The sequence below is a fragment of the Micromonospora sp. NPDC000442 genome (assembly GCF_042898635.1).
Classification (GTDB): Bacteria; Actinomycetota; Actinomycetes; order Mycobacteriales; family Micromonosporaceae; genus Micromonospora.
In genome coordinates, this window is the sequence record NZ_JBIAYZ010000022.1 from 55,936 (window position 1) to 76,128 (window position 20,193).

17 protein-coding genes are annotated in these 20,193 nt (G+C 73.7%); 12 read left to right on the top strand and 5 right to left on the bottom strand.

Annotation, left to right across the window (positions count from 1 at the left end; translation table 11 throughout):
- Positions 1 to 165 precede the first annotated feature (165 nt).
- The 8 genes from ACFY2A_RS26245 to ACFY2A_RS26280 all read left to right on the top strand — a co-directional run bounded on the left by ACFY2A_RS26245 (position 166) and on the right by ACFY2A_RS26280 (position 7,377).
- Positions 166 to 1,155: a helix-turn-helix transcriptional regulator gene (locus ACFY2A_RS26245; RefSeq protein WP_387175402.1), complete on the top strand. Its 990-nt coding sequence runs from the start codon at positions 166 to 168 to the stop codon at positions 1,153 to 1,155.
- Positions 1,152 to 2,174 carry a helix-turn-helix transcriptional regulator gene (locus ACFY2A_RS26250; protein ID WP_387175404.1) on the top strand — a complete coding sequence of 341 codons (1,023 nt, stop codon included), beginning with the start codon at positions 1,152 to 1,154 and terminating at the stop codon, positions 2,172 to 2,174. Before ACFY2A_RS26245 ends, ACFY2A_RS26250 begins: the two co-directional genes overlap by 4 nt.
- 10 nt (positions 2,175 to 2,184) lie before the next feature.
- Positions 2,185 to 2,433, top strand: coding sequence for a hypothetical protein (locus ACFY2A_RS26255; protein WP_363922192.1), 249 nt, complete (start codon positions 2,185 to 2,187; stop codon positions 2,431 to 2,433).
- Positions 2,434 to 2,683: 250 nt separating this feature from the next.
- Entirely contained in the window at positions 2,684 to 2,974 is a 291-nt protein-coding gene (gene tatA / locus ACFY2A_RS26260; protein ID WP_363922194.1) for a Sec-independent protein translocase subunit TatA, read from the top strand.
- An 18-nt stretch (positions 2,975 to 2,992) separates the two neighbouring features.
- Positions 2,993 to 3,943: a twin-arginine translocase subunit TatC gene (gene tatC, locus ACFY2A_RS26265; protein ID WP_387175407.1), complete on the top strand. Its 951-nt coding sequence runs from the start codon at positions 2,993 to 2,995 to the stop codon at positions 3,941 to 3,943.
- 1,223 nt (positions 3,944 to 5,166) lie between these two features.
- Positions 5,167 to 5,760 (top strand): hypothetical protein, encoded by a 594-nt coding sequence (locus tag ACFY2A_RS26270; protein WP_387175409.1) that lies wholly within the window; start codon positions 5,167 to 5,169, stop codon positions 5,758 to 5,760.
- 193 nt (positions 5,761 to 5,953) lie between these two features.
- Complete coding sequence (locus ACFY2A_RS26275; RefSeq protein ID WP_387175411.1) at positions 5,954 to 6,559, top strand: LuxR C-terminal-related transcriptional regulator; 606 nt, start codon at positions 5,954 to 5,956, stop codon at positions 6,557 to 6,559.
- Positions 6,560 to 6,798: 239 nt separating this feature from the next.
- Complete coding sequence (locus ACFY2A_RS26280) at positions 6,799 to 7,377, top strand: response regulator transcription factor (protein ID WP_363922202.1); 579 nt, start codon at positions 6,799 to 6,801, stop codon at positions 7,375 to 7,377.
- Between the two features lie 28 nt (positions 7,378 to 7,405).
- Here the strand turns inward: ACFY2A_RS26280 and ACFY2A_RS26285 are convergent, their stop codons facing one another.
- The 4 genes from ACFY2A_RS26285 to lanKC all read right to left on the bottom strand — a co-directional run bounded on the left by ACFY2A_RS26285 (position 7,406) and on the right by lanKC (position 13,725).
- Positions 7,406 to 9,193 (bottom strand): ABC transporter ATP-binding protein, encoded by a 1,788-nt coding sequence (locus tag ACFY2A_RS26285; protein WP_387175413.1) that lies wholly within the window; start codon positions 9,191 to 9,193, stop codon positions 7,406 to 7,408.
- Entirely contained in the window at positions 9,190 to 10,917 is a 1,728-nt protein-coding gene (locus tag ACFY2A_RS26290) for an ABC transporter transmembrane domain-containing protein (protein ID WP_387175415.1), read from the bottom strand. Before ACFY2A_RS26290 ends, ACFY2A_RS26285 begins: the two co-directional genes overlap by 4 nt.
- 73 nt (positions 10,918 to 10,990) lie before the next feature.
- Complete coding sequence (locus tag ACFY2A_RS26295) at positions 10,991 to 11,110, bottom strand: SapB/AmfS family lanthipeptide (protein WP_093405935.1); 120 nt, start codon at positions 11,108 to 11,110, stop codon at positions 10,991 to 10,993.
- Positions 11,111 to 11,115: 5 nt separating this feature from the next.
- Complete coding sequence (lanKC, locus tag ACFY2A_RS26300; protein ID WP_387175417.1) at positions 11,116 to 13,725, bottom strand: class III lanthionine synthetase LanKC; 2,610 nt, start codon at positions 13,723 to 13,725, stop codon at positions 11,116 to 11,118.
- 217 nt (positions 13,726 to 13,942) lie between these two features.
- Between lanKC and ACFY2A_RS26305 the strand changes: the two genes are divergently transcribed.
- A complete protein-coding gene (locus ACFY2A_RS26305; RefSeq protein ID WP_387175419.1) occupies positions 13,943 to 14,875 on the top strand; it encodes a diacylglycerol kinase in 933 nt (310 codons plus the stop codon).
- Positions 14,876 to 14,967: 92 nt separating this feature from the next.
- Here ACFY2A_RS26305 and ACFY2A_RS26310 read toward each other — a convergent pair whose 3' ends face one another.
- Positions 14,968 to 15,654 (bottom strand): HAD family hydrolase, encoded by a 687-nt coding sequence (locus ACFY2A_RS26310; RefSeq protein WP_387175463.1) that lies wholly within the window; start codon positions 15,652 to 15,654, stop codon positions 14,968 to 14,970.
- A 158-nt stretch (positions 15,655 to 15,812) separates the two neighbouring features.
- Here ACFY2A_RS26310 and ACFY2A_RS26315 point away from each other — a divergent pair, with 158 nt between their 5' ends.
- The 3 genes from ACFY2A_RS26315 (at position 15,813) to ACFY2A_RS26325 (ending at position 20,099) form a co-directional block, all read left to right on the top strand.
- Positions 15,813 to 18,593, top strand: coding sequence for a DEAD/DEAH box helicase (locus ACFY2A_RS26315; protein ID WP_363922214.1), 2,781 nt, complete (start codon positions 15,813 to 15,815; stop codon positions 18,591 to 18,593).
- 160 nt (positions 18,594 to 18,753) lie between these two features.
- Complete coding sequence (locus ACFY2A_RS26320; protein WP_387175421.1) at positions 18,754 to 19,644, top strand: MHYT domain-containing protein; 891 nt, start codon at positions 18,754 to 18,756, stop codon at positions 19,642 to 19,644.
- A gap of 41 nt (positions 19,645 to 19,685) precedes the next feature.
- Positions 19,686 to 20,099 carry a type II toxin-antitoxin system Phd/YefM family antitoxin gene (locus ACFY2A_RS26325; RefSeq protein ID WP_363922218.1) on the top strand — a complete coding sequence of 138 codons (414 nt, stop codon included), beginning with the start codon at positions 19,686 to 19,688 and terminating at the stop codon, positions 20,097 to 20,099.
- Positions 20,100 to 20,193: the final 94 nt, after the last annotated feature.

Genomic DNA, 20,193 nt, shown 5'->3' on the forward strand with positions numbered 1-20,193 from the left:
CCACCCCCTACCCCGTCGATCTTGCACATCCTGTCGCCGCAAAGAACATGAAAAGCCGTATATCGGCGACCGAAAGTGCAAGATCGACGAAGGAGTGGGACGGGGGGTTGGGGTGGGTGGCGTGGGGTGCCTGCGTGAGGGGTGTGGGCTGCTAGCGTCTACGGGGTGTCGCGCAGCCGCACCGAACGCCTGGTCAACCTGGTGATCTGCCTGCTCTCCACGCGGCGGTTCCTGACCGCCGCGCAGATCGCCGCGACCGTGCCCGGTTATGAGCACGATCCGGACGACGCCCGCGAGCACGAGGCCTTCCAGCGCAAGTTCGAGCGGGACAAGGCCGAGTTGCGGGAGCTGGGCGTACCGCTGGAGACCGGGACGGCGAGCGCCTTCGACGCGGAGCCCGGGTACCGGATCGCCCGCCGGGAGTACGCGCTGCCCGACATTCCCCTGCAGCCGGACGAGGCAGCCGCGGTCGGCATCGCCGCGCGCCTGTGGCAGCACGCCGGCCTGGCCGCCGCCGCCTCGTCGGGGCTGGCGAAGCTGCGCGCCGCCGGCGTGGACGTGGACCCGCAGGCAACCCTCGGGCTGGAGCCGATGGTCACGGTCGACCCGGCCTTCGCGCCACTGACCGCGGCCGCCCGCGACCGGCGGGAGGTCCGCTTCGACTACCGGGTCCCGGACCGCGACGCACCCGCGCGGCGCCGACTGCAACCGTGGGGTGTGGTCTGCTGGCGGGGCCGGTGGTACGTGGTCGGCCACGACCTGGACCGCGACGCCACCCGCTGTTTCCGGTTGTCGCGGGTGGTGGGCGCGGTGCGGGCCACCGGTGAGCCGGGTGCCTACCAGCCCCCGACCGGAGTCGACCTGATCAGTCACGTGGCCCGCTGGTCCGGTCCGGTCGAGCGACCCGGCCGGGCGACCGTGCTGGTCACCCCGGGGCGCGCCGCCGGGTTGCGCCGCTGGGCGGTGGAGGTCACCGCCGGGCCGGACGCGGACCGGCTGGTCCTGCCGTACGGCGACGCCTGCTCGCTGGCCGGTCACCTCGTCGGCTACGGGCCGGACGTGCGGGTGGTCGACCCGCCCGAGGTCCGGGAGGCGGTCATCCAGCGGCTGAAGGAGATCGCCGCCCGACACGACGCCCTGGCGGTGGTCCCATGAGCGGCACGACCCGTCCGGCGGCCCGCGCCGGCTCCCGGGCCTCGGCGGATCGGCTGGCCCGGCTGCTGAACCTGGTGCCGTACCTGCTCGCCCGGCCGGGGATCGAGATCGCCGAGGCGGCCGGTGACCTGGGCGTCACCGAACGGCAGCTGCGGGAGGATCTGGAGCTGCTCTGGGTCTGCGGGCTGCCCGGGTACGGCCCGGGTGACCTGATCGACATGGCCTTCGATGGCGACCGGGTGACCATCACCTACGACGCGGGCATCGACCGGCCGCTGCGGCTCACCCCGGACGAGGCGTTGGCGCTTGTGGTGGCGTTGCGGATGCTGGCCGAGACACCCGGGGTGGCCAACCGGGACGCGGTCGAGCGGGCCCTGGCGAAGATCGAGGACGCGGGCGGTGACCTGGTCGCCGCGCCGGTGGAGGTGCGGCTGCCCGGCGACACCGGGCGGGTGGAGCAGTTGCGTGCCGCGGTGGAGGGTGGTCGCGCGCTGCGCATCACGTACTACACGGTGGCCCGGGACGAGACCACCGAGCGGGTCATCGACCCGCTGCGGGTGCTGATGGTGGGTGGCCGGACGTACGTGGAGGCGTGGTGCCGTCGCGCCGAGGCGGTGCGGCTGTTCCGGGCCGACCGGATCGACGCCGTCACCGAGCTGGCCGAGCCAGCCGTGGTGCCGCCGCAGGCCCGACCGCAGGATCTGCGCGACGGGGCGTTCCGGCCCTCGCCCGACCTGCCGCTGATCACGTTGCGGATCGGCCGGGGTGAACGGTGGATCACCGAGTACTACCCGTGCGAGCGGGTCGAGTCCGACGGTGAACGGTGGCTGGTCTCGCTGCGGGTCACCGACCTCGGCTGGGCCCGCCGGTTCGTGCTGGGTCTCGGCCCGGACGTCGAGGTCGTCGCGCCGGCCGAGCTGGCCGGGCAGATCCACGAGTCGGCGGTGGCGGCCCTGGAGGCGTACGCCCGCCCGGTGCCGGCCGGCGCGGACCCGGCGGCGGCCGGCGACAGGCAGTAGGCTGGCCGGCGTGCTGAAGTGGATCGTGCTCGCGCTGGTGCTGGTGCCCTTGGTCCTGCTCGCCCTGGCGGTACGACCCGTGTTGGCGCGACTGCCCCGGCTGCGTCGGGCGGCGCTGGCGTTGCAGCGGCGAGCCGACGAGGCGGCGGCGCTGCGCGAGGCGGCGGAGAGCCTCCAGCAGCGGGCGGAAGGGTTGCAGAGCCGGCTGGAGACGACCCAGCAGCGACTCACCTTGATCCGAGCCCGCCGCGGCGACTGAGGCGCACCGTCCACCGGTGGGGCTGTCCGGCGCGGTGCCGCATTCCTGCCCGCACGGTGCGTTCTGCTGCTCGTGGCGGTCCGGCTTCGCGCAGAATGAGCCAGCCGCCTGGTTGACGGGACACTCGCGGTTGGCCGAGACTTCACCCGCCGGGACGAACCACCACCGCCCCGGCGGGTGGCAACGCCCTTCGTCGCACGTACGATGGGCTGCGGAACACCCCCGTTGGTACAAGCGACTGGAGCTTCACATGGGTGCCCTCAAGCCGTGGCACATCGCCGTACTCGTGGTCGTGCTGATCCTGCTCTTCGGCGCGAAGCGGCTCCCCGACGCCGCCCGGTCCCTCGGTCGCTCGCTGCGGATCATCAAGGCCGAGACGAAGAGCCTGGCCGACGACGACCGCGACCTCGCCGGCAAGGCCGACGCGCAGGCCGGCTACCAGCCGTACCCGCCGCAGCAGCCGGCACCGCAGCAGCAGCCCTACGAGGGCACCGTGCAGCAGCCGGTCGTCGACCCGGTGCAGCGCGTCCGCGAGAACTGATCCCCGGGTCCGGTAACCGTGGCCTTCGGACTCCGCAAGCGCGGACCGACCAACTTCGAGCGGGCCGCCGACGGCTCGATGACCCTCGTCGAGCACATCCGCGAGCTACGCGATCGGCTGTTCCGTGCCTCGCTGGCGATCGTCGTCGGGCTGATCGGCGGCTACCTGCTCGCGCAGCCGGCGTTCAACCTGTTGAAGCAGCCGTACTGCCGACTGCCGGGGATGATGGTCGATGGCGAGTGCCAGCAGTTCCTCATGCTCGCCCCGGCGGACGGTTTCATCCTCAAGCTCAAGCTGGCGCTCTGGATCGGTCTGATCCTCGGTGCCCCGGTCTGGCTCTACCAGCTGTGGGCATTCATCGCGCCGGGGCTGCACCGGCACGAGCGCAAGTGGGCGTACGTCTTCGTGACGATCGCGGCGCCGCTGTTCGCCGCCGGCGCGGTGCTCGCCTTCCTGGTCGTCGACAAGGGCCTGGCGTTCCTACTCGAGGCCGGCGTCACCGGCACCGACTCGCAGCTGGAAGTCACCCGCTACATCAGCTTCGTCACCACCATGATCCTGCTCTTCGGGGTGGCGTTCGAGTTTCCGCTCACCCTGCTGATGCTCAACTTCACCGGCGTGGTGAGCGCCCGGCGACTGCTCAGCTGGTGGCGGATCGTGGTGTTCGTCTGCTTCGCGTTCGCTGCGGTGGCCACGCCCGACCCGGGGCCGTTCGGCATGACGTTGCTGGCGCTGTGCCTGTCGTTGCTCTACTTCATCGCGGTCGGTGTGGCGTTCCTCAACGACAAGCGTCGAGGACGCGGCAAGGAGCTGTACGCGGACACCGACGACGACGAGGCTTCCCCGCTGGAGTTCGACCGGGAGCCGGTGGAAGCGGGACAGCCGGTCGGCGCGGCCAGCCCGATCGACGCCCCCGAGCCGGTGACCCGGCCCCTGTCGATCGAGCGACGCTACGACGACGTGACCTGACCCCGCGACGCTTCGCCGGACCAGAGCGACAAGCCTTCCAGGATTGGAAGGCTTGTCGCTTCGCTTTGGGTGGGCGATCGGCTCTGTGCGGCGCTCGGTGCGAACGCACCGACTACCGGACGACTGCGCCTCCGTCAGCCTGACAGTCGGCAATCCGTCAACGGGTGCTTCACGGTCAGCGACGGGGTAAGGGACTGAATACGATGAGTCGACGTTCTTGGCGAGAGAGAGGCTCCGTGCGTCGTCCGACGTTCCGCCGTCCACCCGCCGCCCGGCGGGGGCCCGACGCGTCGGCAGCGCGGTGGGGAGCCACGGTCGCCCGTTTCGCCTTCACCGGTGTCGCCGCCGTGGGCGTCGGGTTCCTCTTCGGTGCCCTGTCCAGCGACCCGGCCAGCGCGGACACCACAGATGTGCCGTCGGTCGCCGCGGATCAGCGGGAGCCCGAACGCGCCCGGCCCCCCTCGCCCCTCGACGATCTGGTCACCGGGCTCGTCGAACGCCCGGCGGCCCGGCATCCCGGTGCGAGCCGGAGCCCGACACGCGGCTCCCCGGTCACCGGTCGGCCGGCTGACGAGAGCAGTGCGGGGAGAGGCACGTCGCGGAGCGGCCGACCGGCTCGGGAACGCCCGGCGGAGCCACCAGCGGCCACGCGTGCCGGTCGAGTGCCGGCGGCCGACCGTCCGTCAACCGGCCCGCCACCGGGCAGCCGTTCACCGGTTGGCCGGTTGCTGACTGACCGTTCACCGGCTGACCGGTCACTCACCGACCGGTCGTCCGGCAGCCGGTCACCGGTCGACGGCCCGGTGACTGCCCGGTCATCGGGCGACGGTTCGCCGGAGGGCTCCGGGTCGGAGGGCTCCGGGTCGGTCGGGCGCGCGCCGGGGGCACCATCCATCCGGTCGACCGTACCGATCGTCGGTGACCGGACGCCGGTCCCAGACGAGGGGACGGACCTGCCGCCCCTGCCGGGGGTGACCCGAGCCGCGACCGGCCTGGCGTCCCAGCCCACGACGGCCCTGGCGGCCTTGCCCGCGACGGCTCTGGCGTCCCCGCCCACGACGGCCTTGCTGGCCTTGCCCGTGACGGGCCTGCCGGGCCTGCCCGTGACGGCCCTGCCCGCGACGGGCCTGCCGGGCCTGCCGGCTTTGTCCGCGACGGGCCTGCCGGCCCTGGCCACGATGGGCTCAGCCCCTGTGCTTGCGACCGGCCTGGCGGTCCTGCCCGTGACGGAAGCCGTCATCGTGCGGCCGGTGCTGGTCACGGTCGTCGCGGCGGTGTCGTCCGGCGTCACAGCGGTGATGACGCCGGTCACCCGGCTCACGGATCTGGTCACCCCCACGCTTCCCATCGTGTCGGGATGTTCCGCCACCGGCTCGTCCACCGTGGGGCAACCGACGTCGCGGGTGCCGCCCACCGGCCCCACGTCGGGTGTCGTGGAGGTGACGTCGCCGGCCCGGTCGCTGCCGCCGGATCCGCCGCCCGCCGCACCGCCGCCCGCCGCAGCACCACGCGCCGCACCGCCGGCGGAGGTGACGCCTGCCGCGTCCGCAGCGGGGGCGATGCTCGGGTGGCACCGGCCCGCCACCGGCAGGCCGGGTGCCGGATCCGGGTCGACGTCGGCACCGACCGGCTTCCCACAGCGCCCTCACACGCCCGGTGGAGACGGTGTCACCGGTGCTGATGGCGGTCCCGGGCCGTTGCGGGGGATGACCCTCGACGCGTGCCAGGTGCCGGCGACGGCCAGCGCCCGGTCCGATGTCTCCCCGCCCCGCAGGCACGCGGGCCGTTTCCCCGGCGTGGCCGCCCGACCCGGCTGAGTCCGCCCTGACCCGCCCGCGCCGCCGGGACTCCACCGGCTGGTCGCTCGGCGTGGTCGTACGGGTGCCCGGGGTCGTCGTAGCCGACGTCCCACGGGCCGGGCCCAGTCCGTTCGCGCGTGGCCGACCTGCGTAGTCCCGTCCAGGGGACCGGAAGACGGCCGCGGCGCGTACCTCAGATCGGAGCTACGTGGTGATCCGCGTTGTGGTTGGCGAAAGTATGGGTCTGCTGCGCAGTGCGTTGTGCGCGGCACTGGCCGGTGAGGAGGACATCGAGGTCGTCGCCGAGGCGACGGGCATCGGTGAGTTGCCCGGGATGGTGCGTCGCCACCTGCCGGACGTGGTGCTGGTGGACCTGACGTCGGGCGCCCCCGAGCCGGTGGCAGTGATCACCGAGATCACCGAGGCGGCACCCGCGACAGCGGTTCTGGCCTTGAGTGACCGGTGGGGCCGGGTCCTGGTGGAGGAGGCACTGACGGCCGGAGCGAAGGGGTTGGTCGGCAAGGACGAGCCGCTGCACGAGCTGGTCCGGGCCGTACGTTCGCTCGCGGCGGGGGAGCGGGTCATCGACGTGACCGCCGCCGCGACGGCGCTGCGGCCCGCCACGGGCCCGCTGACGCCGCGGGAGGCCGAGGTGCTGCGGATGGCCGCCGAAGGGCTGCCGCTGAAGGAGATCGCCTGTCGGCTGTTCCTGGCGCACGGCACGGTGCGTAACCACCTGTCGGCGATCATGCGCAAGACCGGTGCCCGCAACCGGATGGAGGCGGTCCTGCTCGCCCGCCGTGACGGCTGGATGTGACGCTGGGTGGGGCCTCCGCACGGCGGCCCACCCAGCGGTGCGGTACCTCGACCTGCCAGCGAGGGATGCTCCTGCCGGCCTCCGACGCGGATGCCGGCCGCGCCGTGCGGCACGGAACATCCACCACCGTGCGGGTCGGCGACTTCCCGGCGGGTGGCCGTCGACGGGCGGAACCGGCGGGGGCGTGTTTGAATGCTGACGTTCTGTGATGCAGTCGACGATGCTCGGGGAGCCCTACGGTGATCCGTACCCTGCTCGCTATCGATGGTGCCCTGGTCCGTGGCGCCCTGTCCCTCGTGCTCGCCGCGGAGGACGACATCAGTGTGGTGGCGGAGGTCGATCGCGGCGACGTGGTCACGTGGACGATCCGCACGCGGCGTCCGGACGTGGCAGTGGTCGACCTCGACCTCGTCGAAGGGCTGCCGGCGACCGGCTCCTGTCCGCTGCTGGTGCTCGCCGAGCCGCGTCGGGCCGGGAGTCTGCACCGGATGCTCACCCCGTCGCGGACCGTCGGCATCCTCGGCAGCGACGTCCCGCCGCAGCGGGTGGTCGACGGAATCCGCCGGCTGTCCCGTGGCGAGCCGGTGGTCGACGCGGAACTGGTGATGGCGGCGCTGCACCGGGACAGCCCACTCACCCCGCGTGAGGCGCAGATCCTCGACCTGACGGCGGGCGGCGCGCCGGTCGCGGAGGTGGCCGGATCGCTCGGTCTCGCCCCCGGCACCGTCCGCAATCATCTCGGCCGGATCATCCGGAAGACGGGCGGGCGCACCAGAGTGGAGGCGGTCCAGGTGGCCCGCGACGCGGGCTGGATCTGACCAGCCTGGCACGTAGCCCGCGGTGGGGTCAGCCGTGGGGTGCGGCCACCCCGGCGACGGTACGGTCAGCGGTGGCGGTGCCGCCGGTCGCTGCCGCCGCGACATCGTCCCAGTGCCCGACCAGATCGCGGTAGGCGGGCGAGCGGGCGAGCAGTTCCTGGTGGCCGCCCACCATCGGGCCGTCCTCGTCGAACACCAGCACCCGGCGGGCGCGGACGGCGGAGCTGATCCGGTGGGCGATGACGACGAGGGTGCCCGGTCGCCGGGCGAAGGCCCACTCGACTGTGGCCTCCAGCGTCGGATCCAGGTGACAGGTGGCCTCGTCCAGGATGACCAGGGGGGCGGGGGCCAGATAGGCGCGCACGGCGGCGATCAGTTGCCGCTCACCGGCGGAGAGCGTGGCAGGGTCGACAGTGGCGGCCAGGCCACCCAGTCGTCGGGCGAGGGGTTCGGCACCGAGCACGGCCAGGGCGGTTTCGACTGTCGGGTCGTCCGCGTCCGGACAGAGGTAGCGGAGGTTGTCGGCCAGGGAGCCGGTGAACACGTACGCCTCCTGCGGCACGAGCACCCGCAGCGCGGCCCGGTCGGCGGGGGCGACGGCGGCCACCGGCCGACCGGCGAGGTGCACCGTGCCGCGTTCCGGCTCGACCAGGCCGGCGACCAGCGCGGCCAGGGTGGACTTGCCGGCCCCGCTCGGCCCCACCACCGCGAGATGCTCCCCCTCGGGCAGCGTCATCGAGAAGTCGTCCAGGATCGGTCGGGCGCGGAGGCCGTACCGGAAGGCCAGGCCGGACAACCGGACCGCCGGGGAGCCACCGTCCGGCACCGGGGCGGAGGTGGCCGCAGCACCGCCGTGCGCAGGAGGGCGGCAGGTGCGCAGGATCCGTTCCAGGGTGACGGCGTAGCGCAGCCCTCCGCCGCCCAGCCCCTGCACCAGTGCGTGCAGTGCGGGTTGCAGGCTGGTGGTGACGTAGACGAGTGCGCCGAGCACCGCGCCGGTGCTCAGCCCGCGCCGCACCAGCCACGGTGCGGCGAGAAGCAGGACCACCACCGGCAGCCAGCCGCCCAGTCCGAGACTGAGGCTGCGCAGCGCGGACATCCGGGCCAGTGTCCGCTCGGCGTGGGCATGGTCGCCGACCTTCCGGTCGACCTCGGCCACCGTGCGTTCCTCGGCACCGCAGGCGAGCACGTCGCGGTGCCCGGTGAGCGCGTTCGCCGCCGACCGGCCGAGCGCCTCGCCGGCCCGCACCTGGGTGCGCTGGTGCGACAGCATGGCCGGGAGCGCGGCGGCGAAGACGACCAGCCCCGCGAGCAGCGGAGCCGCCACCAGCACCGCGACCGTCGGATCCAGTGCCAGCAGGCCGAGCAGGGCCGCTCCGGCGGTGAACAGGAAGCCGCGTACCACCATGACCAGGCCACCGAAGGTGTCCCGGACGATCTCCACATGATGGGTCAGGCGGGCCACCGGGGCGCTGTCCGGGCGACCGCCGGCCCGGGTGGCGTCGTGCAACGCGCCGTGGACCACCAGGCGGGCCAGATCGTCGCGGAACGGTTCCACCACGGCGCCCAGGGCCCGGTAGACCCGCCCGGTCGCCACCGCGCCGAGCAGGATGGCCACGGCGAGTCCGCCCAGCCAGGCCAGGCCGGTGGCGAACCGGCCGGCCAGGAAACCCTGGTCGACGGCGCGGGCGACGAGCAGCCCGGCGAGCAGCGCTGGCAGGGACTCGACCGCCGACCAGGCGGCGAGCCGGCCGACGTCCCGGCGACGTGCGCGCAGCGCCCGCCACGTGGTCCGACCGACGTCGGGGCCGCTCATCGTGGGACACCGTCGCCCGCGAACACCGCCCGGTAGTCCGGGTCCGACCAGAGCCGCCGGTGCGGTGCCAGGGCGCGCAGCCGACCGGCATCGAGCCAGGCGACCAGGTCGGCCGCGGCGGCCGTCGCCACCCGGTGGGTGACCACCAGGCGGGTACGTCCCGCGTCCCGGCCGGTCAACGTGCGGGTGATCCGATGTTCGGTGGCGGTGTCCAGGCTGGACGTCGCGTCGTCGAGGATGAGCAGCCGTTCGGCGTGGAACGCGCGAGCCAGCCCGAGCCGCTGGGTCTCACCCCCGGACAGCGGTGCGTCCACGGTCCGGGTGCGGAATCCGTCGGGCAGCCGGGCGACGACCCCGTCGATCTGCGCGGCCCGGGCCGCCGCCAGCACGGCGGCGGTGGCCGGCGCACCGGTCGACGGCGGCCGGGCCGACCGTTCGGGCAGGCCGAGGCCGATCGCTTCGTGCACCGTCTCACCGACAAGCACCGGACGGTCGAAGGCGTGGCCCACCGCCCGACGCAGCGCGGCCCGGTCGAGACGGGTCAGTGGCACCCCGTCCAGCAGCACCTCACCGCTGTCCGGGTCGTACAGCCGCCCGGCCACGGCGGCGAGGGCGGACTTGCCGGCGCCGGAACGCCCGACGACGGCCACCGTGCAGCCGGCGGGCACGTCCAGGTCGACCGCGTCCAGCACCGGCCGGTCGTCGGCGCGGACACCGACCCCGCGCAGCCGCAGGTGGCCGCCGCCGGGCGGCAACGGCTCGTCGCCACCGGAGCGCACCGGACAGGACAGCGGCTCGGCGATCCGCCGGGCCGCGGCCCGGCTGCGGACCAGCCGGTTGAGGGTGGCCAGCACCGCGCCCAGTCCGGCACCGAGCGCGGCGTACTGCACGGCGGCCACCAGTTGCCCGGGGGTCAGCCAGCCGGCGCTCAGCGCGTACCCGCCGACGGCGACGACAGCGACCTGGAGCAGCGGCGCCACGGCCGCGACACGGGCGTTGGCCCGGGCCAGCAACCGCCAGCCGAGCCGGCCGTGGCCGCGTAGCTGCGGCAGCGCGGCCAGCACCCGGTCGCACTCGGTGTCGGTGGTGCCGGCCGCAGCGATGGTGCGGGAACCGCCGAGCGCCTCCTGTAGCCGGCCGGCGATCGTCCCGAGCACCCGCTGGTACGCGGCGATGGCCGCCGAGGCGTCGGTGACGAACGTGGCCATGAGGACGGTCAGCACGGCAAGCCCGGCGAGGAGGGTGAGCCCGAGGACGGGCTCCAGCAGGAACAGGGCCACGACGCTGCCCAGCGGCGGCAGGACCGCGATCCCGCCCAGCGCCACGGCGGTGCCGGCCTGCCCGGTGTCGGCGGCCTGCCCGGCCAGCCGGCCGACCAGGTCACCGACCGGAAAGCGGCGCACGGCCCGAACGTCCAGCGCGAACAGGTGCCGCAGCAGCCGCCGGCGGAGCCGGGCGGTGGCCCGGGCGGCTCCGTACCCGCCGGCCAGGTCACCGAGGACGTCGGTGACCAGCAGGATGACGACCAGGGCGCAGGCGACCACGGGCCATCGGGGGGAGGCGTCACCACCGACGGCGGCATCCACGGCCAGTCCCAGTACCGCGGGCAGCGCCAGTTCGGCGGCGGCGCCGGCCAGCGCCACCACCACCAGCATGGCGGTCCAGCCGCCACCGTCGCGGACCACCCGGAACAGCAGGCGGTCCTCGCCGGCCAGCGTTCGCATCGGTCCTCCCGGTCGTACGGCGTGGCCCTGGACGGTCAGGTCACCGTCCAGGGCCTCGCGTGGTGCGGTCCGATCAGTTGCAGGTCGTCACGGACAGCGAGCTGTCGCCGCAGAGCAGCAGGCTCGCCCGGCTACCACCGCCGGTCCGGTCGGCCGGAGCCGCCTCCAGTCCCTGAAGGTCGAGGAGCGCCATGTCTGTCACCTCCTATCGGGCGTCGGGGTCAGGGTCGCCCCCGCCGTTGCGGGGGAGTCTGGTGCGCCGGTGAGGGGCGCGAGGAAGGGCAGGGTCGTCGGGACGCCGGGCCGGGCGGTGGCCAGGGCCAGCAGTACGCCCGCGGTGCCGGTGGCGAGGTCCATGGACAGCCGCAGCAACTGCTCGCCGGGGAAGGCGGTGCCGTCCCGGTACGGCAGGGCGTGCCAGCCCAGCCGCCGGATCTGCCTGTCCAACTCGTCGCGTAGCTCCGGATCGCCGGGTTGGGCGGCGAGGTAGGCGATGATGCCGGCCCGCCCCGCGAAGAGGCCGGACTGCGCGTAGAACGGTGACCGGGCGGCGCGACGCACGCCGGCGCTCGCCTCGGCAAACTGCTCGTCGTCGCGGTGGCGCAGGTACTGGTCGAGGACGAGCCCGATGCCGACGCTGCCCTGCCCCAGGTAGGGCATGGTCCGCCAGCCCTCGTTGATCTCCAGCGCGCCGTCGGGGCGTACCACGCAGCGGTGCAGGTCCTGGCGCAGCGCGGTGGCGGCGTGGTCGAGCAGGTCCGGGTCGCCGGTCAGCTCGTAGAGTCGCACCAGCAGCAGCGCTGCTCCGGTCCGGCCGCGCAGCAGCCCGGCGTACGGGTGTCGCCCGCCGCTGACCTCGCCGCCGGGGTCGTCGGCGAGCCGTTCCACCAACTGTCCGGTGACCTGCCAGGCCGCGTCCAGCAGCGCCGGTTCTCCGGTACGCCCGCCCAGCTCGGCCAGGTTGAGGGCGATTCCGGCCAGTCCACCGGCCAGGCTGTGGTCCAGTCCGGTCGTCGACTCGCGTAGGCAGATGTCGAGCACGTCGAGCGCGTCCTGCCGGCGACCGAGCACTTCCAGGGCGTACGCGACGCCGTGCAGGCCGTCGTAGAAGCCGCACCGGGTGCCCGACGGGGGTGCGGTGGCCTGGCGGACCAGCCACTGCTCGTGTTCCGGCCACCGGCCGGCGCCGCTGCGGTGCAACGCGTACAGCACGCCGGCGGCCCCGTGGGCGAGGTTGAGCCCGCCGCTGCGGAACTGTTCGATGTCGCCGGGGAACAACCGGTCGGTGCGTGCGGGCGTGGCGCTGGTGAGGATGGCGCGGGCGAGCCGGTCCCGGTCGACGGGGGCGACGTCGGCGGTGGGTGGGATGCGCTCCCCGGGCGGTGTGTCCGCAGCGGTGATCTCCGCAACCGCCGCGTCGAGGAAGTCCCTCGGCACCGGGAAGGTGTCGGCGATGATGTCGGCGAGGTGCGCCGCCTTCGCCGGAACGAGGCGGACCAGTTGGGTCAGCGGCAGGAAGAGGGCCAGTCGCAGGCAGGCCAGGGCGTAGTGGTCGACGGCCATGCCGGTGCGTCCCCGGGGTGCGGCGAAGCCCTGGTTGCGCAGGCCCGGCCGGCGGTGCCCGTCGATGGGGGCGGCCACCTCGAAGTCGACGAGCGCGACCCGGTCGTCCGGGCGGATCATGATGTTGAACAGGTGCAGGTCGCCGTAGACCAGACCGCGCTCGTGGATCGCCCGGACCACCTCGTCGACCTGGCGGTGGACGTCCAGCGCCCAGCTCGCGTACGCGGCGCGGTCCTCGTCGGTGGCGTCGGCGTCGATCAGCGGGTAGCGGTCGACCAGGACCTTGTTCAGCGGGCGGCCCTCGATGAACTCCAGAGCGAGGAACCGGTGGTCGCCCAGGGCGAACTCGTCGTGCACCCGCGGCACCTGCGGCAGGTGGGCGAGCTGGCGCAGGACGGCGGCCTCCCGGGTGAGCCGGGTGACGGCGTCGGTGCCGTCGGCGTCCAGGCCGGCGTGCGGCCGGGCCTCCTTGAACACGAGCTGCGTGTCGGTGCGCCTGTCGCGTCCGACGTACAGGCCGCCGCCGTTGGAGAAGTGGATGACCTTCTCGATCCGGTAGGGGACCTCGTCGGTGCTTGTCGCGTTGCGGGCGGCCAGGTGCGGCGCGAGGAAGTCGGGCAGCGTCACCCAGGACGGCACGTGGAAGACCGGGTCGCGGCGGTCCGGCACGAGGGTGCCGGTGTCGTCCTCGACGGCCGGGACCACCTGGCCGTCGGGGGAGTGGCAGTACCGGGCGGCGAAGCCGCCGTAGCGGACGTACACCGGCCCGGCGGCGTACCGCAGGTCGCTGAGGATGTACGGGCCGGCCTCGCCGGTGAGCAGCTCGTCGAGCTCCTTGCAGACCAGTTCGAGTTCGGCGTCGTCGCGAGGGTAGACGGTCACGAACTTGCCGCTGGCCGCGCGGGCCGCGTACTTGGAGTTGCGCAGCAGCAGGGTGCGGGGGCCGCGCAGGAACTTGAAGGACAGGCCCCGGGGGACGCAGTAGTCCCAGACGGTGTCCAGCACCCGGTCGGCGTTGGCGACCGTGGCCGACACGTGCACCTTCCAGCCCTGCTGCGGCAGGCGTTCGCCGTCCGGGGCGTGGATGAGCCAGTCGTCGAGCGGCTCCCGGCGCCAGCCTGTCGGCAGCGGCCGGCCGGCCGCTGCGAAGGTGGGCTGCGCGACGGCACTGCCGAGGGAGTCGTAGAACAGCGGGTCGGCTGCGCAGTAGCTGTCGTAGCGCTCGTCCACTGTGTCGCCTCCCATCCGCCTGCCGGCTGCGGTCCTGTTGATGGATACGAGTCTGTCCGTTCGGCCTATGGCGTCCATAGTGTTTTCAGTCATGGAGATGAATGCGTGCCGCACGACCGGTCATGACAAATGACAGTTGTGGCGCAGACGGTGGGACTGTCCGGTTCCCCTCCCCGGCACGGGCCGGTACCGGGTCGGCACCGGCCCGCCCGCACCGGTCCGGGCAGGTACGGTGCTCGCCGTGACCTCAGACGATCACCTGTCGGTGCCCGATGGGCCCGTCGCCGTACTGGCCAACCCGACCGCCGGCCGTGGCCGGCACCGGGGGCTGCTGCCGGACCTGCTGGACGGGCTAGCGGCGGCCGACCGGCCGGTACGGCTGTTGCGGGCCGGCAGCGCGGCCGAGGCCGAGGCGGTCTGCCGATCCGCCGTGGCCGACGGGGCCGGTGCGCTGGTCGCGGCGGGCGGCGACGGCACGGTGCACCGGGCGATGCAGGCCGTCGCCGGCACCTCGGTGCCGTTCGGGCCGGTCCCGGCGGGTACCGGCAACGACTTCGCGGTGGAGACCGGTTTTCCGGCCGACCCCCGGGCGGCGGTCGACGTCATCGCGACGGCCCTGCGGGAAGGGCGCAGCCGGCCGGTCGACCTGGCCCGGATGACCGGGGCCGACGGCACGGTCCGCTGGTACGGCGCGGTGCTGGCGGCCGGCTTCGACGCGATCGTCAACGAGCGGGCCAACCGGATGCGCTGGCCGCGCGGTCCACGCCGTTACGACCTGGCCATCCTGGTGGAGCTGGCCCGGCTACGTCCACGCCGGTACACCCTCACCCTCGACGGCGAGCGGGTGGAGGTCGACGCGGTGCTGGTGGCCGTCGGCAACGGGGCCAGTTACGGCGGCGGAATGCGCATCTGTCCCGACGCGGACCCGACCGACGGCCTGCTCGACGTGGTGGTCGGCGGCCGGTTCGACAGGCGTACCTTGATCCGGGTCAAGCCGCGCATCTACGCCGGCACCCACGTCGCCCATCCGTTGGTGCGCACCTACCGCGCCCGCACCGTCACCCTCGCCGCGGAGGGCATCACCACCTACGCCGACGGCGAACCCTCCCTACCCCTCCCCCTCACCATCACCGCCACCCCCCACGCGGTACGCCTCCTCCGCTGACCACCCTCCACCACGTCGATCTTGCACTTTTGGTCGGGGAAAAGCCGCCCAAAGCCGCCATATTGGCGACCGTTACTGCAAGATCGCGGAAGTCAGGGGGTGGGGAGGAGGTCGAGGACGGAGCCGAGGGCGTTGGGGCGGCCGGGGTCGGCGGCGGGGAGGATCAGCGCGGCGCAGCCGGCGGCGACGGCACCGGCGTCGGCGGGGGTGTCGCCGACCATGAGGGACTCCTCGGGGTCGACGCCGAGCATGCCGCAGGCCCGCCAGAAGATCGCCGGGTCGGGCTTGCAGCGGCCCACCTCGTACGACAGCACTTGGGCGTCGACCAGGTCGGCCAGTCCCCAGGCGTCGAAGAGCGGCCGGATGTCGAAGCCGATGTTGCTGACCACGGCCACCCGCACGTCGGCGGCCCGCAGCGCGGCGAGGGTCGGGGCGGTGTCGGGGTAGGGCACCCACCCCTGCGGCGTCAGCACCCGTTCGTACAGCGCCTCGGCGAAGCCGTCGATGCCCGCGTCGACGGTCTCGGCCAGCCCGGTGTAGGCACCCCGGTGGGCGTGCTCGTAAAGATCCCGGTCGGCCCACAATTCGGCCAGGTGGGGTGGCACCCGGGCGGGCAGCGGCCCACCGGCGCGGCCGGCGGTGAGCAGCCGGTCGGCCAGGGCGGTCGCACGGGCGCGGTCCAGGGCCACGCCGCACGCCGACGCGGCGGCCAGCACCCACTGGCTGGGCTCCTCCACCTGCGCGAGGGTGCCGTGGAAGTCGAACAGCACCGCCCGCACCTGCCGACGGGACAGGCCCCGACCGTCGACGTCGGGCACCACGGGGCTGGTCGGTTCGGCATGATCCGGCACGTCGTGCACCCTACCGACCCACTCCGGCCGCCCCGGCGCTCGGCCTTGCCGGGTGCTCGTCGTGGGCACGCACTAATCTTGGTGACATGTCGAGCCCCGCCGAGCGGTACGCCGCGGCGCGCCGCCGGGCCGCCCAGGCCTCACAGTTCCCGGCGCTTGAAGAGTTCACCGCTGACCTGGGGTTCGACCTCGACGACTTTCAGCGGGAATCGTGTCAGGCCCTGGAGCGGGGCAGCGGCGTGCTGGTCTGCGCCCCGACCGGGGCCGGTAAGACGGTGGTCGGCGAGTTCGCCGTACACCTGGCGTTGCGCGGTGCGCCGGGGCGGCCGGAGCCGGCCGACGGCGTCCGGCGCAAGTGCTTCTACACCACGCCGATCAAGGCGTTGTCGAACCAGAAGTACCACGACCTGGTCGACCGGTACGGTGCCGAGCAGGTGGGGCTGCTCACCGGCGACAACGCCATCAACGGCGACGCGCCGGTGGTGGTGATGACCACCGAGGTGCTGCGCAACATGCTGTACGCCGGCTCGGCCACCCTCGAGGGCCTGGCGTACGTGGTGATGGACGAGGTCCACTACCTGGCCGACCGGTTCCGTGGCGGGGTGTGGGAGGAGGTCATCATCCACCTGCCCGCCTCGGTGACCCTGGTGTCGCTGTCGGCGACGGTCTCCAACGCCGAGGAGTTCGCCGACTGGTTGATCACCGTTCGGGGCGAGACCACCGTCGTGGTCAGCGAGCACCGGCCGGTGCCGCTGTGGCAGCACATGCTGGTCGGCAAGCGGATGTTCGACCTGTTCCACGACGCCGCCGCGGCACGCAAGCACGACGTGCACCCGGAGCTGCTGCGCTACACGCGGGACACGGTGCGCCGGCTCGACCTCGGCGAGGGGCGCTCCGCCGGCTTCGGTGCCGGCCGACGCGGCCCACGCTGGCGTGGGCCGATGCGCCCGGACATCGTCGACCGGCTGGACCGCGAGGGCCTGCTGCCGGCGATCCTGTTCATCTTCAGCCGGGCCGGCTGCGACGCCGCGGTGCAGCAGTGCCTCGGCGCCGGGCTGCGGCTCACCTCACCCGAGGAACGGGCGGAGATCCGCCGCGTGGTGGAGTCCCGGGTGACCGCGATCCCCGGCGAGGACCTGTCGGTGCTCGGCTACTGGGAGTGGCTCGACGGGCTGGAGCGCGGGCTGGCCGCCCACCACGCCGGGATGCTGCCGGCGTTCAAGGAGGTGGTGGAGGAGCTGTTCGTCCGTGGGCTGGTCAAGGCGGTCTTCGCCACCGAGACCCTCGCCCTGGGCATCAACATGCCGGCCCGTTGCGTGGTGCTGGAACGCCTGGTCAAGTACAACGGCGAGGCGCACGTCGACCTGACTCCGGGGGAGTACACCCAGCTCACCGGTCGGGCCGGGCGCCGGGGCATCGACGTGGAGGGGCACGCCGTGGTGGTGTGGTCCCCGGAGACTGACCCCCGGCACGTGGCCGGTCTGGCCTCCACCCGGACGTACCCGCTGCGGTCCAGCTTCCGGCCCTCGTACAACATGGCGGTGAACCTGGTCGGCAGCGTCGGCGCGGAGTCGGCGCGGGCGCTGCTGGAGTCGTCGTTCGCGCAGTTCCAGGCGGACCGTTCGGTGGTCGGCCTGGCCCGGCAGGTGCAGCGCAACACCGAGACCATCGAGGCGTACGGCGTCGAGGCGGAGTGCCACCACGGTGACTTCGACGAGTACTTCGCGCTGCGCGTCGCCATCGCCGACCGGGAGCGGGCCATCGCCCGGCAGGGGCAGAGCCAGCGTCGGGCGGCGGCGGTGGCGGCCCTGGAGCGGCTGCGGGTGGGTGACGTGATCCGGGTGCCGTCCGGGCGGCGGGCCGGCCTGGCCGTGGTCCTCGACCCGGCGGCCGGAGGCTTCAGCGAGCCGCGCCCGCTGGTGCTCACCCAGGACCGCTGGGCCGGGCGGATCAGCCCCGGCGACTTCACCACCCCGGCCGAGGTGCTTGCCCGCATCCGGGTGCCGAAGCACTTCAACCATCGCAATCCGTCGGCCCGGCGTGACCTGGCGGCGCAGGTCAGCGGCACCGGGCTGGACCGGCATTCCCGCCGGGGGGCCCGGGGCCGGCAGTCGGGGGAGGACCACCAGCTCAGCCAGCTGCGGACCGAACTGCGCCGGCATCCCTGCCACGCCTGCCCGGAGCGGGAGGAACACGCCCGTTGGGCCGAGCGCCGCCGGCGGCTGGAACGGGACACCGAGGAGTTGCGGGACCGGGTCGCCGGGCGGACGGGGTCGTTGGCCCGTACCTTCGACCGGATCGTCGCGCTGCTCACCGGGCGCGGATATCTTGCCGCCGACGGTGCCGTCACCGACGCGGGCCGGATGCTGGGGCGGATCTGGACGGAGGCGGACCTGCTCGTGGCGGAGTGCCTCCGGCGCGGCGTCTGGGACGGGCTGTCGCCGGCCGAGCTGGCCGCCGCGGTTTCGGTGGTGGTCTTCGAGGCCCGCCGCGACGTCGACGAACGGGCCTCGCTGCCCCGTGGCGGGGTGGCCGAGGCGGTCGACGCGACCCTGAAGCTGTGGAGTGAGATCGAGGCGGACGAGGCGTCGCGCGGGCTGGCCGTCACCCGCGAGCCGGATCTCGGTTTCGCCTGGCCGGTCTACCGCTGGGCCCGAGGCGAGGCGCTGGCGAAGGTGCTGGCCAGCGGGCACGAACTCGACGGTGAGATGCCCGCCGGGGACTTCGTCCGGTGGGCCCGCCAGGTGGTGGACCTGCTCGGCCAACTCGCCGACTCCGGTGGTGCCTCGACCGAGCTGCGGGCCACCGCACGGCAGGCGATCAACGCCGTCAACCGGGGGGTGCTGGCGTACCACTCACCGGCCTGAGCCGGCCCCACGGCGACCGGCGGAACCGACGCATCGCTGCGTCACCGCGGTAGCACCCCCCGAATTGCCCGGGGGGCCGTGTTGTGCCTGGTGAGAGCGTCCCGGATCATGTCATCGGCGCGTGCGCTACGCGCCGGTAGCAGCTCTGGGGGGAGCCCACGTGGTGGACATCAATCACTTTGAGTACGGTTGGATCACACCGGCGTTGAGCTACGCGCTGTCGGTGCTCGGTTCCATCCTCGGCCTGGTCTGTGCCGGACGCATCCGGAGCGCCGCCAGCACGGGCCAGAAACTCTGGTGGGGGACCCTGGCCGCGTGGGCGCTCGGCGGCACGGCGATCTGGACGATGCACTTCATGGCGATGCTGGGCTTCGCCGTGACCGGGTCGCGGATCCGCTACGACGTGCCGATCACCGTTGGCAGCGCGCTGATCGCGGTGGGTGCGGTCGGCATCGGGCTGGCGATCGTGGGCACCGGCCGGATCTCGGCCGCGCGGATCCTCGGCGGTGGCCTGTTCACCGGCACCGGGGTGGCGGCGATGCACTACACGGGAATGGCGGCGATGCGGCTGGACGGTCGGCTGCTCTACGACAACCTCCGGGTGGGGTTGTCGGTGTTGATCGCCGTGGTCGCGGCCTCCGTCGCGCTCTGGCTCGCGGTGACCGTCCGCAAGGGGACAGCGATCTTCGCCTCGGCGCTGGTGATGGGGGTGGCGGTCAACGGCATGCACTTCACCGGGATGAGCGCCCTGTCGGTGCACCTGCACGAGGAGCGGGGTGAGATCACCGGGGCGGGTGTCGGTACGTTGCTGATCCCGATCGTGCTGCTGGTCATCTTCGGCGTGGTCGGTCTGGTGTACGCGTTGCTCGCCGCGCCCACCGACGAGGACCGCGCCGCGCTCGCCTACCTGGACGCCCGGCAACCGCAGCCGCCCACGGCCACCGCGGCGCCGAACGCCAACGAACCCGATCCGGTGGGGCTGCGTGCCCGGTCGACGCTGGCCCGCCCCGGCGCCCAGTTTCCGTCCCGCCGGGACCATCCGCCGCGCTGACGGTTGCGGAAAGTGTCGTACCCGGCACCGACCATGTATTCATGGCTGTCCCCGCCCTCACTCCGCGAAACGCCCCGGCGCGCTCGCTGCCCCTTCGCGAGGCGCGCACCCGTCTCAGCCAACTCGTCGCCATGGCCGAGCTGACCGACTCGGTCACCGTGGTCACCCGCGACGGTGATCCCCGGCCGGTCGCCGCGATCGTGCCGGCGGCGGCCGCCCGCACCGTCGCCGAGGCCCGCGCCGACGCCGGGCGCCTGGCCGAGGTCACCGCAGGCTGGTCCCGACGCCTCGACGCCCAGCGGCAGCAGAGCGGGCGCCGGCACGCCGCCGAGCTGCGGGCGGTGACCACGGCGCTCGCCGAGGTCTGGGCCGAGCTGGATCGGCGCTTCCCGCCGGGCAGCGATCCCGCGCTGACCCGGTTACGCGCGGCCCACGCCCAGCTGCTCGCCGGCTGAGAGACCGTCGGGAGGCCAGGCGAGGCTTCCCGACGGTCTGAGTCGTGCCGATCAGGCGCGGCGGCGCCGTGGCACGCCGATCCGGACTGAGCTT

What these genes read in the sequence shown, in the direction of transcription:
- ACFY2A_RS26250 (WP_387175404.1), top strand. Translation starts at nt 1,152, where the DNA reads ATGAGCGGCACGACCCGTCCGGCGGCCCGCGCCGGCTCCCGGGCCTCG.
- tatA (WP_363922194.1), top strand. Translation starts at nt 2,684, where the DNA reads ATGGGTGCCCTCAAGCCGTGGCACATCGCCGTACTCGTGGTCGTGCTG.
- ACFY2A_RS26285 (WP_387175413.1), bottom strand. Translation starts at nt 9,193, where the DNA reads ATGAGCGGCCCCGACGTCGGTCGGACCACGTGGCGGGCGCTGCGCGCA.
- ACFY2A_RS26290 (WP_387175415.1), bottom strand. Translation starts at nt 10,917, where the DNA reads ATGCGAACGCTGGCCGGCGAGGACCGCCTGCTGTTCCGGGTGGTCCGC.
- ACFY2A_RS26295 (WP_093405935.1), bottom strand. Translation starts at nt 11,110, where the DNA reads ATGGCGCTCCTCGACCTTCAGGGACTGGAGGCGGCTCCGGCCGACCGG.
- lanKC (WP_387175417.1), bottom strand. Translation starts at nt 13,725, where the DNA reads ATGGGAGGCGACACAGTGGACGAGCGCTACGACAGCTACTGCGCAGCC.
- ACFY2A_RS26315 (WP_363922214.1), top strand. Translation starts at nt 15,813, where the DNA reads ATGTCGAGCCCCGCCGAGCGGTACGCCGCGGCGCGCCGCCGGGCCGCC.
- ACFY2A_RS26325 (WP_363922218.1), top strand. Translation starts at nt 19,686, where the DNA reads ATGGCTGTCCCCGCCCTCACTCCGCGAAACGCCCCGGCGCGCTCGCTG.